12 protein-coding genes and 1 pseudogene are annotated in these 13,256 nt (G+C 67.5%); 5 read left to right on the top strand and 8 right to left on the bottom strand.

The genetic code is table 11. The features are described from left to right. The 5 genes and pseudogenes from ACE3P6_RS15620 to ACE3P6_RS15600 all read right to left on the bottom strand — a co-directional run. Positions 1–299: pseudogene (locus ACE3P6_RS15620) on the bottom strand (N-(5'-phosphoribosyl)anthranilate isomerase); the annotation flags it as partial. 14 nt (positions 300–313) lie between these two features. After that, complete coding sequence (locus ACE3P6_RS15615; protein WP_374396779.1) at positions 314–667, bottom strand: LapA family protein; 354 nt, start codon at positions 665–667, stop codon at positions 314–316. 68 nt (positions 668–735) lie between these two features. Then, entirely contained in the window at positions 736–1,017 is a 282-nt protein-coding gene (ihfB, locus tag ACE3P6_RS15610; RefSeq protein ID WP_374375154.1) for an integration host factor subunit beta, read from the bottom strand. A gap of 178 nt (positions 1,018–1,195) precedes the next feature. Next, on the bottom strand, positions 1,196–2,875 hold the full coding sequence (gene rpsA, locus ACE3P6_RS15605) for a 30S ribosomal protein S1 (protein ID WP_374396777.1): 1,680 nt from the start codon (positions 2,873–2,875) through the stop codon (positions 1,196–1,198). Between the two features lie 176 nt (positions 2,876–3,051). Beyond that, entirely contained in the window at positions 3,052–3,645 is a 594-nt protein-coding gene (locus tag ACE3P6_RS15600; RefSeq protein WP_374396781.1) for a d(CMP) kinase, read from the bottom strand. Between the two features lie 312 nt (positions 3,646–3,957). Between ACE3P6_RS15600 and ACE3P6_RS15595 the strand changes: the two genes are divergently transcribed. After that, positions 3,958–4,164 carry a cold-shock protein gene (locus ACE3P6_RS15595; RefSeq protein WP_103258321.1) on the top strand — a complete coding sequence of 69 codons (207 nt, stop codon included), beginning with the start codon at positions 3,958–3,960 and terminating at the stop codon, positions 4,162–4,164. 32 nt (positions 4,165–4,196) lie between these two features. Here the strand turns inward: ACE3P6_RS15595 and ACE3P6_RS15590 are convergent, their stop codons facing one another. Next, on the bottom strand, positions 4,197–4,628 hold the full coding sequence (locus ACE3P6_RS15590; RefSeq protein ID WP_374375150.1) for a hypothetical protein: 432 nt from the start codon (positions 4,626–4,628) through the stop codon (positions 4,197–4,199). A 261-nt stretch (positions 4,629–4,889) separates the two neighbouring features. On the opposite strand from ACE3P6_RS15590, the gene ACE3P6_RS15585 reads away from it, so the two are divergent. Next, the gene (locus ACE3P6_RS15585) at positions 4,890–5,636 is read left to right on the top strand and encodes a class II aldolase and adducin N-terminal domain-containing protein (protein WP_374396775.1); all 747 of its coding nucleotides are present in this window, start codon (positions 4,890–4,892) and stop codon (positions 5,634–5,636) included. Here ACE3P6_RS15585 and ACE3P6_RS15580 read toward each other — a convergent pair. Continuing rightward, on the bottom strand, positions 5,624–9,202 hold the full coding sequence (locus ACE3P6_RS15580; RefSeq protein ID WP_374396773.1) for a hydantoinase B/oxoprolinase family protein: 3,579 nt from the start codon (positions 9,200–9,202) through the stop codon (positions 5,624–5,626). The genes ACE3P6_RS15585 and ACE3P6_RS15580 overlap by 13 nt on opposite strands. A gap of 86 nt (positions 9,203–9,288) precedes the next feature. Here ACE3P6_RS15580 and ACE3P6_RS15575 point away from each other — a divergent pair, with 86 nt between their 5' ends. Next, positions 9,289–10,437 (top strand): M24 family metallopeptidase, encoded by a 1,149-nt coding sequence (locus ACE3P6_RS15575; protein WP_374396771.1) that lies wholly within the window; start codon positions 9,289–9,291, stop codon positions 10,435–10,437. A gap of 122 nt (positions 10,438–10,559) precedes the next feature. On the opposite strand, the gene ACE3P6_RS15570 is transcribed toward ACE3P6_RS15575, so the two are convergent. Further along, positions 10,560–11,258 carry an arylesterase gene (locus tag ACE3P6_RS15570; RefSeq protein ID WP_374396768.1) on the bottom strand — a complete coding sequence of 233 codons (699 nt, stop codon included), beginning with the start codon at positions 11,256–11,258 and terminating at the stop codon, positions 10,560–10,562. Between ACE3P6_RS15570 and ACE3P6_RS15565 the strand changes: the two genes are divergently transcribed. Then, entirely contained in the window at positions 11,257–11,952 is a 696-nt protein-coding gene (locus ACE3P6_RS15565; RefSeq protein ID WP_374396766.1) for an ABC transporter ATP-binding protein, read from the top strand. The two genes, ACE3P6_RS15570 and ACE3P6_RS15565, sit on opposite strands and share 2 nt — an antisense overlap. After that, positions 11,949–13,256 (top strand): ABC transporter permease (locus ACE3P6_RS15560; RefSeq protein WP_374396764.1); only part of this gene is annotated, 1,308 nt, incomplete at its 3' end. The genes ACE3P6_RS15565 and ACE3P6_RS15560, both read left to right, overlap by 4 nt.

The raw sequence follows: 13,256 nt of genomic DNA, 5'->3' as shown, positions 1-13,256 counted from the left end.
TAGCGGGCCTTGATCTCGGCCACGCGGGCGGGGGTTTCGTGGCCGTGGAGTTGCAGCATGTCCAGCGGCACCGCCTGAACGATGGCGTCCAGCGTGGCGTCGTCGGGATCGACCACCAGCGCCACCTTGCACAACCCGTCGGGGGCCGACAGCGCCAGGTCGCGCGCGAGGTCGGGCGTCACAAAGCGCGGTGATTTCGGGAAGAAGTTGAACCCGGCGTAAGCAGCCCCCGCCGCCGCGACCGCAGCGACATCGCCGGGCGTCTTCAGCCCGCAGATCTTGACCCGGACCGCTTGCATCAACGCCCCCGGAGTCAACGCTTGTCCAGAAGCGCCAGCACCTCGTCCTTCAGCGGGACCGAGGTGGAATCCTTCAACACCGCCAGCTCCCGCTCCAGCCGCGTGACCTCGCGCGATTTCTGGCTGGCGGTGGCTCGGTGGCCGTGTTCGCGGAGCCATTCCCAGACGAAGCCGATCAGCACCCCCACGACGATCCCGCCGAAGATCACCAGGAACAGCGGCAGCGTCATCGTCCAGGTCAGCCCGGTCAGGGCGGCCATGTCTTCGGGCAGAAGCCGCACCGAGACCGGCGCACGGTTGGCCAGCGCCACGGTCAGAAGCACGAGGCCCAGAAGCGCCAGAAGGGCAAGTCGGAGGTAGCGGATCATGCGGTTCGGCCCCCAATGTTCCGGGGCACTATCGGCCCGAACCGGGCCGGGCGCAAGGCGATGCGGGGTTACTTGCCGTTCAGCCGGTCGCGCAACAGCTTGCCGGTCTTGAAGAAGGGAACCTTCTTGTCGTCGACGGTCACCGCCTCGCCCGTGCGGGGGTTGCGACCGACGCGCGCATCCCGCGCCTTGACCGAAAAGGCCCCGAAGCCGCGCAGTTCGACCCGGTCGCCCTTGGCCAGCGCCTCGATGATCTCCTCGAAGACGGTGTTGACGATCCGCTCGACGTGACGCTGGGTCAAATGCGGGTTCTCATCCGCGATCTTCTGGATCAGTTCCGAACGGATCATCCGTAGTCCCCCCTGTGGTTCGGCCGATTTGGCAGCGACCGCCACGATTTTGTTCTCGCGCGACTATAGCGGCAGGTTTTGTGTTCGGGCAAACAAAAACGGGGACTTGGCCGAAAGGAAAAGGCCCCGCACGGGGCGGGGCCTTTCCTGATTGTTGCCGGTCGAAGGCCCGGAACCCTTAGCCGCGGTCCTTGAGCGCCGCGCCCAGGATGTCGCCCAGCGAGGCGCCCGAATCGGACGAGCCATACTGTTCGACGGCTTCCTTCTCTTCCGCGATCTCGCGCGCCTTGATCGACAGGCCCAGCTTGCGGGTCTTCGGGTCGATGTTGGTCACGCGGACATCCACATGATCGCCCACCTGGAAACGCTCGGGACGCTGGTCGGCACGGTCGCGCGACAGGTCCGAGCGGCGGATGAAGGACTTCTGGCTGTTGTACTCGACCTCGATCCCGCCATCCTCGATCGCGGTCACGGTGACGGTGATGATCCCGCCCCGCTTCACGCCATCAACCGCATCGGTGAAGGTGTCGTCGCCCAGAGCCTTGATCGAGAGCGAGATACGCTCTTTCTCGACGTCCACTTCGGTGACGGCGGCCTTGACCACGTCGCCCTTGCGGTAGTTCTGGATCGCTTCTTCGCCGCGCTGGTCCCACGACAGGTCCGAGAGGTGAACCATCCCGTCGATGTCGTTGTCGAGGCCGACGAACAGACCGAATTCGGTGATGTTCTTGACTTCGCCCTCGATGGCCGACCCGACCGGGTGGGTTTCCGCAAAGACTTCCCACGGATTGCGCTGGGTCTGCTTCAGGCCAAGCGAAACGCGACGCTTGGCGCTGTCGATCTCCAGCACCATGACCTCAACCTCTTGCGAGGTCGAAACGATCTTGCCGGGGTGCACGTTCTTCTTGGTCCAGGACATTTCCGAGACGTGAACCAAGCCCTCGACCCCCGCTTCCAGCTCCACGAAGGCGCCGTAGTCGGTGATGTTGGTGACGCGGCCCTTGTGGACCGTGCCGATGGCATACATCTTCTCGACGGCATCCCACGGGTCGGACTGGAGCTGCTTCATGCCCAGGCTGATGCGGTGGGTTTCCTTGTTGATCTTGATGACCTGGACCTTGACGGTCTCGCCGATCGACAGGATTTCCGACGGGTGGTTGACGCGGCGCCAGGCCATGTCGGTGACGTGCAGAAGGCCGTCCACACCGCCGAGGTCAACGAAGGCACCGTATTCGGTGATGTTCTTGACCACGCCGTCGACCACTTGACCTTCGGTCAGGTTGCCGATGACTTCGGCGCGCTGTTCGGCGCGGCTTTCTTCCAGGATCGCACGGCGCGACACGACGATGTTGCCGCGGCGACGGTCCATCTTCAGGATCTGGAACGGCTGCTTCATGCCCATCAGCGGGCCGGCATCGCGCACCGGACGGACGTCAACCTGCGAACCGGGCAGGAACGCCACGGCGCCCCCGAGGTCGACCGTGAAGCCGCCCTTGACCCGGCCGAAGATCGCGCCATCGACGCGCTGCTCGGCGGCATAGGCTTTCTCCAGACGGTCCCAGGCTTCCTCGCGGCGGGCCTTCTCACGGCTGATCTGGGCTTCGCCGCGCGCATTCTCGACGCGGTCCAGATAGACCTCGACGGTGTCGCCAACGTTGATGTTGGGCTGCTCGCCGGGGTTCGCGAATTCCTTGAGGTCGATGCGGCCTTCCATCTTGTAGCCGACATCGATGATGGCCTGGCCCGCCTCGATGGCGATGACCTTGCCCTTGACGACAGTGCCCTCTTCGGGGGTGTCGATCTCGAAGCTCTCCTTCAACAGGGCTTCGAAGTCTTCCATGCTTGCTTTAGCGCACATATAGATCAGTTTCCTTTTCTCGTGTTTTCACTGGCCATGCGGTTGGCTCCGCCGGTCTTGGCCCTGAACGGAAAAACACGACCGTCCGGTGAACCGGCGGGCGTGAGTCCTGTCAGGATGCGGGGGCTATAGCGGCAACGGGCCTGCTGGGCAAGGGAAAGCGGGCGGCGGTGGGCCTAACCCCGCCCGCCAAGCCGGGTGGAAACGATGGCGCAGGCCAGTTCAACCGCCTCGTCGATCCCCATTTCACTGGTGTCGATCACCACCGCATCCTCTGCAGGCCGCAAAGGTGCGTCTGCCCGCCCCATGTCGCGGGCGTCGCGCTCCTTCACTGCGGCAAGTACTTGCGCCTCGTCGCCCCCCAGCTCCAGCCAGCGCCGATGGGCGCGAACCTCGGGGCTGGCGGTGACGTAAAGCTTCACCTCGGCTTCGGGGCAGATCACCGTGCCGATATCACGCCCGTCCAGCACCGCGCCCCCTTCCGAGCGGGCAAACCGGCGCTGAAAGTCGACAAGCGCCGCGCGGACCTCGGGCAACGCCGCGACCCGGCTGGCCGCCTGCCCGGCTTCCAGCGTCCGCAGGTCGTCGCGTGCCAGGTCCTCGGGCGAAATGTCCCACGCGGCCTGCGCCGGATCGCCGCCCTTCACCCCGACTGCCCGGTAGAGAAGCCCGGTGTCGAGGTGCCGGAACCCGAAGCGCGCGGCGATAGCCCGGCCGATCGTGCCCTTGCCCGCTGCCGCCGGTCCGTCGATTGCCACCGTGAAGATCATCGCGTCGCCCGCCACTTGTCCCGGGGTGGGAGTATTGGGAAAAACCCCGCGCGGGAAGGGGGCTTTGCCCTGCGACCCGTCCTTCCTCCGGTTCCCCGAAGGCAACCCGTTGAATTCCCTGCCGCAGCTCGACCGTTGCCGGGGATTTTCAAGGATTTCCGCTTGGATTCTGTCGGGAATGTGCCTATGTTCCCCGCGCGACGTTATCTTTTCGACCACTGTCTCCGACCATCGGCCACAGCAATCGACTTCAAGCTGACGGGGCCAAGCCGCCGCATCCCGCGGGCGGCATGACTTTGAGGAGACTTCACGATGGCCAAGGGCACCGTGAAATGGTTCAATGAAACCAAAGGCTACGGCTTCATCGCCCCGGAAGGCGGCAAGAAGGACGTGTTCGTCCACATCACCGCGCTGGAGCGTGCGGGCCTGCGCAGCCTGAAAGACGGCCAGCCGGTCACGTTCGACATCGAAGCTGGTCGTGACGGCCGCGAATCCGCGACCAACCTGGCGCTGGCGTAAGCCAATCGGGGGCGGTTCGCCGCCCCCACCCTTCAGTTCATCGTGATCGCCGCCCGGTCCCGCAGGACATGGTCGAAGCCGATCCGGAAGCTGGTCTCCGACACATCCTCGGGCAGGCAGACCGCCGTGCGACGGCCCAGCGGATAGGCCGGCACGTCGAACTCGCGGCTGACCAGCATCACCCGCATCTTCGCGTCGCCCGCGATCAGCGTGGAGATCGCCTGTTCCGCCCCGGCGATGCCGCCGAAGCCGTCGCACTCCATCACGAAAAGATCGTAGCCGAACGGATCGTCCAGGATCGCGCTGACCGCGTCGTCCAGCCCGTCGGCAACATCCACAACGCTGCCGTAATCGGCAAGCCGCTGGCCGGTGCGGCCCTCGGCACGGTCGCTCAAAAGCATGACCCGCACGCCCAAAGTGTGCGGCTGAACCCGCTGGCGGTCGGTCTGAATGAAAGTCTGCACGCGCACTCCTCCACTACCTTCGGCCAATTTCATTGAACAATGCGGAGAGCATTCGCCCGAAAAAAGGAAAGTTGCAGGTAAAACTGCGTGAACACCGCCACATTCAAGCCTTAGTTGCCCCATCTGGGCCACGGTTCCGCATACAGGTTGTAAGACTCACGCCCGCAGAGTGCCAGATACCCATCCCGAACCTGTTAACCTATCATGCAAGGAAATGCAGCCCTTCATTGGGCACCACCTGATTCGCCCCGGGAGCAACCGATGAACCAGCACGCCAACATGACGTTCCTCGACCTGCGGCAAGACCTTGCAGCCGCCTTCCGCTGGACCGCCCGGCTGAACCTGCACGAGGCGGTGGCGAACCATTTCTCGCTGGCGGTGAACCCCGAAGGCACCCGCTTCCTGATCAACCCGAACGGGCGCCATTTCAGCCGGATCACCGCCTCCTCGCTGGTCGAGATCGACGCGAACGACCCGAACACCATGTCCCGCCCCGACGCGCCCGACCCGACTGCCTGGGGCCTGCACGGCAGCATTCACCGGGCCTGTCCGCATGCGGCTTGCGTGATGCATGTCCATTCGATCCACGCCACCGTCCTGGCCAGCCTGGCCGACTCGCGCCTGCCCGCCATCGACCAGAATACCGCGATGTTCCACAATCGCCATGTCATCGACGATCACTATGCCGGGATGGCCTTCGAGGAAGAGGGCACCCGCTGCGCGCAGCTTCTGTCCGACCCGAAGATCACCACCATGATCATGGGCAACCACGGCGTCCTTGTCGTCGGTCGCACTGTCGCCGAAACCTTCAACCGCCTCTACTATTTCGAGCGCGCCGCCGAGACCTATATCCGGGCGCTGCAAACCGGCCTCCCCCTGCGCGTTCTGCCCGAAGCCGTCGCGGAAAAGACCGCCCGGGAATGGGAGACCTACCCCGGCTTCGCCGAGGCCCACCTGCGTGAGCTTCGTGCGATCCTCGATGCCGAAGACCCGGCCTACGCGAGCTGACCCCAACCGCCGCCTCCGGGGGTCCGCATCTCGAAGACCGCGCCCTCGGGCAGATCGCGCTCGTCATTGCCCGCCAGCCGCTCCGTCCGGCCGTCGGGCCAACGCACCGAGTTCTCGCCCACCGCGCCGGGGTCGCCTCCATCGCCCCCGAACGGCGCCACCTTCCGGCTGCCGCACAGTGTCGTCACCGTGACCGGCGCCAGGAACCGCAGCTTCCGCACCGCCCCGTCGCCGCCGCGCCAGCGCCCCTCGCCCCCGGACCCACGCCGGATGGAAAACTCCTCCAGCCGCACCGGGAAACGCTTCTCCAGCACCTCGGGGTCGGTCATCCGGGTGTTGGTCATATGGCTTTGCACTGCGTCGCAACCATCGAACCCCTGCCCGGCCCCGGTGCCGCCCGCGATGGTCTCGTAGTTCTGGAACCGTTCATTGCCCCAGATGAAGTTGTTCATCGTGCCCTGCGCCGCCGCCACCACTCCCAGCGCGCCGTAAAGCGCATTGCAGGCCGACTGGCTGACCTCGGTATTCCCCGCGATCACCGCCGCCGGAGCCACCGGGTTCAGAAGCGTCCCCTCCGGCACGATGATCGTCAGCGGCTTCAGGCACCCTTCGTTCAGCGGAATCGCCTTGCCGACCAGGGTGCGGAAGACATACAGCACCACCGCCCGCGTCACCGCCTGCGGCGCATTGTAGTTGCCCTTGTGCTGACCCGAGGTTCCGGTGAAATCAATTTTCGCCGAGCGTCCGGCATGGTCTACCGTCACCTTCACCCGGATCTCCGTGCCGATATCCATCGGATAGCGGAACTCGCCATCGTGTAGCCGGTCGATCACCGCGCGCACGCATTCCTCGGCGTTGCGCTGCACATGGCCCATATAGGCCGCGACCACTCCCGCCCCGTGCCGCGCCACCACCCGCAACAGCTCGCGCCGCCCGGTTTCGTTCGCGGCGATCTGCGCCTTGAGATCGGCGATGTTCTGGTCCGGCGACCGGCAAGGCCAGCGCCCCGAGGCCAGAAGCGCCCGCGTCTCCGCCTCGCGCAATTTGCCGCCCACCACCAGCGGGAAGAGGTCGATCACCACCCCTTCCTCCTCGATGGTCGTGCTGTCCGGCGGGGCCGAGCCCGGTGTGCGCCCGCCGATATCGGCATGGTGCCCGCGCGAACCCAGCCAGAACGCCGCCCGGCCGCCGACGAAGACCGGCGTGATCACCGTCACATCCGGAAGGTGCGTGCCCCCGTTCCAGGGGGCGTTCAGCATCCAGGCGTCGCCCTCCCGCGCCGTCGCGCCGACCGCCGCGATCACGGTCTTCACCGCATGGGACATGGAGCCCAGATGCACCGGCACATGCGGGGCATTCGCCACCAGGTCGCCAGATGCATCAAAGATCGCACAGGAAAAATCCAGCCGTTCCTTGATGTTGACCGACCAGGCCGTGTTCGCCAGCGTCGCGCCCATCTGGTCTGCGACCGACATGAACAGGTTGTTGAACACCTCCAGAAGCACCGGATCAACCTCGGTTCCCGCCGCCGGAGGCCGCGCCACCGCCGCCACCCGCCGCAGGATCAGGTTCGCCTGCCCGTCGACCACCGCCTCCCAGCCCGGCTCCACCACCGTCGTCGCCGTGGCCTCGGAAATCACCGCCGGTCCCGCGATTTTCGTCGCCGTGCCGCACTCCTGCCGTCGGAAAAGCGGCACCTCCTGCCAGCGCCCCCCGGCCCAGACCCGCAGCCGTTCCACCGGCTGTCCGGCGCTGGCCCCCGGCGCAAGGTCCGGCAGCCCGGCACCGCCGCCCTCGGCCTCGACGGCCAGCATCTCGAACAGCAGCGCGCGTTCCGGCGAGGTGAAGCCGAACCGCGCCTGATGCGCCTCGGCAAAGGCGCCGGCCATCGCGGCCTCATCTCCGAACGGCACCGGCAGCGACTGGTGCTGCCCCTCATAGCGCAGATGCGCCGTCCGCGTGACCTGCGGGGAGGCGATGCCCTGCTCCGTCAACTCCTCCGCAGCCTCCGCCGCCAAGGCCTCGATCCTCGCGCGCGCCTCGGCCCCTGCCGACAGCGGCGCATCGAACTGCGCCTCCCGCAGGCTTCGCAGATGCGCCAGCCCCATGCCGAAGGCCGAAAGCACGCCCGCCTGCGGATGGATGAAAACCGTTTCCATCCCCAGCGCATCCGCCACCCCACAGGCATGCTGCCCGCCCGCGCCGCCGAAGCACTGCAGGGCATAGCCCGTCACATCATGCCCGCGCTGGACGCTGATCTTCTTGATCGCATTGGCCATGTTGTCGATGGCGATCCGCAGAAAGCCCTCGGCAATCACCTCCGGCGCATCAAGCCGCCCGGTCACCGCAGCCACCTCTTGCGCCAGCGCCGCGAATTTCTCCCGCACCACCTCCGCATCAAGCGGCAGGTCGCCGCCCGGCCCGAAGACCGCCGGGAAATGCGCGGGCGACAGCCGCCCCAGCATCACGTTGCAGTCGGTGATCGTCAGCGGCCCGCCGCGGCGGTAGCTGGCCGGGCCAGGGTTCGCCCCCGCGCTCTCCGGCCCGACCTGGAACCGCCCGTCCCGGAACGAGCAGATCGACCCGCCCCCCGCCGCGACGGTATGGATGTCCATCATCGGCGCGCGCATCCGCACGCCCGCGACTTCGGTCTCGAACGACCGTTCATACTGGCCCGCATAATGGCTGACGTCGGTCGATGTGCCGCCCATGTCGAAGCCGATCAGCCGGTCGAACCCAGCCGTCTCGCCGGTCTGCACCATGCCGACGATGCCCCCCGCAGGGCCGGACAGGATGGCATCCTTGCCCTGGAACCGCCCGGCTTCCGTCAGCCCGCCGTTCGACTGCATGAACAGAAGCCGCCCCGTCGCCCGACCCATGTCCAGCGCGCCCTCCACCTGCGCCACATAGCGCCGCAGGATCGGCGAGAGATAGGCATCGACCACCGTCGTATCGCCCCTCGGCACCAGTTTCGCCAGGCGAGAGACCTGATGCGACAGGGAAATCTGGCTGAACCCGGCCTCCCGCGCCAGCGCGCCCACCCGAGCCTCATGCGCCGGGTTCACATGCCCGTGCATCAGCGCCACCGCCACCGCCGCAATCCCCGCAGCCCGCGCCTCCACCAGCGCCGAAACAACCGCCGCCTCGTCCAGAACCCGCACCTCCCCCCCCTCGGCATCCAACCGCCCGGGGATTTCGAACACCTGTTCATACAAAAGGTCCGGTCGGCGGATATCCAGGTCGAACAGCGCCGGGCGCGCCTGCGTCCCGATGCGCAGCAGGTCCCCGAACCCCTCGGTGATCAGCAGCGCAACCCTTTCGCCCTTCCGCTCCAAGAGCGCATTGGTGGCGACGGTCGTCCCCATCTTCACCGCCGCAATCGCCCCGTCCGGGATCGGCTCACCGGCCTTCAGCCCCAGGCAATCGCGGATGCCCTGCACCGCCGCATCCGGGTAGCGCTCCGGGTTCTCCGACAGAAGCTTCACCGTGACCAGCCGCCCCTCCGGTGCCCTTCCCACCACATCGGTGAAGGTGCCGCCCCGGTCGATCCAGAATTCCCAAGCCATGTCGCACCTCCGCCGCCTTTGGTGGCCCGCCGCACCGCAAGATGCAACACTTGACCGATGCCGCGCCAACGGCTTTCCTGCGGCTCATGCCCCTGCACTTCACCCCCGCCGAATACGCCACCCGCCGGGCCAGCGCACGCGCCGCCCTGCAAGCCCAGGGCCTCGACGCGCTCCTGATGTTCGCCCCCGAAAGCCATTTCTGGATCTCGGGCTACGACACCTTCGGCTTCGCCATGTTCCAGTGCATGGTCCTGACCGCGCGGGGTGAGTTGCACCTGCTGACCCGGACCCCGGACCTGCGGCAGGCACTCTATACGTCCACCCTCTCCGCCGATGAAATCCACCTCTGGCAGGACATCGAGGGCGCTTCCCCGGCCCGCGATCTCGCCAGCCTCCTCACCGATCTCGGCGTCACCGGCCCCATCGGATACGAATCCGACACCGTCGGCCTCACCGACCGCACCGGTCGCGCGCTTCACGCCGCGATCCCCGGCCTGATCGACGCCTCCGACCTGATCCGTGCGCTCCGCCGCGTCAAATCCCCCGCCGAGATCGAGATGCACCGCCGCGCCGCCGCGCTGTCGGACGACGCTCTCGACCAGGCCATCCAACTCGCCAAGCCCGGAGCCTTCGAGGGCGACATCCTCGCCGCCATGCAGGGCGCCGTCTTCAAGGGTGGCGGGGACTATGCCGGGAACGAGTTCATCCTCGGCTCCGGCCCCGGCGCACTTCTCTGCCGCTACTACTCGGGCCGCCGCCATCTGTCGGCCACCGACCAGCTGACGCTGGAATGGTCCGGCGCCTATGCCCGCTATCACGCCGCGATGATGCGCACACTGTGCATCGGCCAAGCCTCCGACCACCATCGCCGGATGCACGAGGCCGCCGTCGAGGCGCTGGAGGCCTGCGAACAGGCCATCCGCCCCGGTCGTCCGATGGGCGATGTCTACGCCGCCCACGCCCGCGTCTTCGACGCCCGCGGCCTTTCGCACGCCCGGCTGAAAGCCTGCGGCTACGGCATGGGCGCGGTCTACAACCCAATCTGGGTCGACTTCCCGATGTTCTACGAAGGCAACCCGCTGATCATGCAGACGGGCCAGGTCTTCTTCCTGCACATGATCCTGATGGACAGCGAGGCGGGCGAGGCGATGACGCTGGGCCATTCCGTCCTGGTCAAGCCGGACGGGATAGAGCGGCTTTCGCGTCATGGGTTGGGACTGATCGTGAATGCCTGAGCGTTGCGGCGCTTTGTCCTGTTGCGCGCCGTCTCGCCAGGGGTCACCCGCCTCGCATGGCCGCCTCCGCCTGCTCGCCCCTAAGTCTAAAAAATTTCTAGAAAATTCTTAGACATAGCACATCACGACCCCGCTCGCGCCAGCAATTCCTCGACCTTCGGCCCCAGCCCCTCGACGATCAGCTTCACGCCTTCCGGGTTCGGATGCAGCCCATCCGCCTGCATGAAGGCCGCCATCGAGGCCGGGTCCGCAGGGTCCGCCCCCGCTGCCCTCAACCCGCCAAAGTAGTCCTCCGCCAGCAGCGCCCCATACTGCCCGGCCAACTCGCCATACATCCCGTCAAACGCCGCCTTGTACTCCGGTCCGAAGTTCCCCGGCGCCTTCATCGCCACCAGAAGCACCGGCAGCTTCCGTGCCGCCGCCTCTTTCAGGATGCCCTCCAGGTTTGCCCTGGACGCTGCCGGGTCGATCCCGCGCAAGAGGTCGTTGCCCCCCAGCGTCACGATCAGCGCATCTGCATCCGGCCCAAGCGCCCAGCCCACACGCGCCAATGCTCCCGCCGTGGTATCCCCCGACACGCCCGCGTTCTGCACCACCACGTCATGCCCCCGGGCCTTCAGCCAGCCCTCCAGCACCGGCACCAACCCCTGGCTCTGGTCCGCCAGCCCGTAGCCCGCCGTCAGGCTGTCGCCCAGCGCGACCACCGTCACCGGCTCCGCCGACACCGCGCCCGCCAGCAACAACGTGACCGCGACCCCATTGCCGACGGCCCGCATCGCGCCATATCCCTTTGACAGGATTGCCCCAAGGAACCCCCGCATGACCGACGCCATCCTCGCGCTCACCGACGCGCGGCTGACCCTTGCGGGCAACGCCGGCCCGGTGGACATCCTGAAAGGCATCACGCTTTCGATCCAGCGGGGCGAAACGGTCGGGCTCATCGGGCCATCGGGGTCGGGCAAGTCGTCACTCCTCATGCTTCTGGGCGGGCTGGAGCGTGCCACCGCTGGCCGAGTTCTGGCCCTGGGGCAGGACCTGACCGCGATGGACGAAGACGCGCTCGCCCGCTTCCGCCGGGGGAATATGGGGGTTGTGTTCCAAAGCTTCCACCTGATTCCCACCATGACTGCGCTGGAGAACGTGGCCCTGCCGCTGGAACTGGCGGGAGCCGCCGATGCCTTCCCCCGCGCCGAGGCCGAGCTGACCGCGGTCGGCCTCGGCCCCCGGATGCACCACTACCCCGCCCAGCTTTCCGGCGGCGAACAGCAGCGCGTGGCTCTGGCCCGCGCCGCCGCACCCCGGCCCGCGATCCTTCTGGCCGACGAGCCCACCGGCAACCTCGACGGCGTCAACGGCCAGGCGATCATGGACCTGCTCTTCGGCCTCCGCGACCGTCACGGGGCGACACTGGTCCTTGTCACCCACGCGCCCGAGCTGGCCGCCCGTTGCGACCGGATCATCCGCCTTGCCGACGGCCTTGTGCTGCCCGAAGCCCAGGCGAAAGCCGCCGAATGAACCTTTCCCTCACCATCGCCCGCCGGGAACTGCGCGGCGGCCTGAAAGGCTTCCGCGTCTTCCTCGCCTGCCTCGCCCTCGGCGTCGCCGCCATCGCCGCCGTCGGCACCCTTCGTGCCGGCATCCAGCAGGGCCTCTCCGACCAGGGCGCAGTGATCCTAGGCGGCGACGCCGAGATGCGCTTCACCTACCGCCCCGCCGATGCCGACGAACGCGCCTACATGGACCGGATCGCCACCCAGGTGTCCGAAGTCTACGACTTCCGCTCGATGGCGCTGATCGACGGCGACCAGGCTCTCACGCAAGTCAAGGCGGTAGACAGCGCCTGGCCCCTGACCGGCACCGCCCAGCTCGACCCCGCGATCCCCGTCGCCGAAGCCCTCGCCGACACCGACGGCCTTCCCGGCGCGCTCATGGACCCGGTCCTGATCGACCGCCTCTCCCTCGCCATCGGCGACACCTTCCGCCTCGGCACGCAAGACTTCCGCCTCACCGCCGCCCTGACCCGCGAGCCCGATAGCGCCTCCACCGGCTTCACCCTCGGCCCCCGCACCGTCGTCCGCGCCGATGCCTTGGCAAACTCCGGCCTCCTCGCCAGCGGGTCCATGTTCGAGACGCGCTACCGCCTGCTCCTGCCCCCCGGTGCCGACCTGCAAGCCCTCGAAGACCAGGCCGAGAAAACCTTCCGCGACAAGGGGATGCGCTGGACCGACAGCCGCAACGCCGCCCCCGGGATCGAGCGCTTCGTCGAGAACATCGGCAGCTTCCTCGTCCTCGTCGGCCTCGCCGGGCTGGCGGTCGGCGGCGTCGGCATCCAGGCCGCGATCCGCGCCTATCTCGACGGCAAGACCGCCACCATCGCCACCCTGAAGACCCTCGGCGCCGAGGGCGGGCTGATCTTCCGCAGCTACCTCTGGCAGACCGCGCTGCTCTCCGCCCTCGGCCTCGCCATCGGCCTCGCCCTCGGCGCCATCCTCCCCCTCGCCGCCGCCCCCCTGATCGAGGCCTCGCTCCCCTTCCCCGCCGAGATCCGCCTCTCCCCCGGAGCCCTCCTGGAGGCCGCCTTCTACGGCGCCCTCTCCGCCCTGATCTTCACCCTCCTCCCCCTCGCCCGGACCGAACGCATCCGACCCGCCGCGCTCTACCGGGGCGGCACCGGCACCCGCACTTGGCCGCGCAAGCGCTACCTTGCCGCGCTCGCCCTCCTCACCCTCACCCTGATCGGCGCGGCGGCCTGGCTCTCCGGCATCTGGAAACTCGCCCTCGGCGCGGCGGGCGGCGTCCTCGGCGCCCTCCTTATCCTC

The sequence above is a fragment of the Tabrizicola sp. genome (genome assembly GCF_041911175.1).
Classification (GTDB): domain Bacteria; phylum Pseudomonadota; class Alphaproteobacteria; order Rhodobacterales; family Rhodobacteraceae; genus Tabrizicola.
The sequence above is the reverse complement of the archived record's forward strand: the minus strand, read 5'-3'. Positions and strand labels throughout refer to the sequence as shown.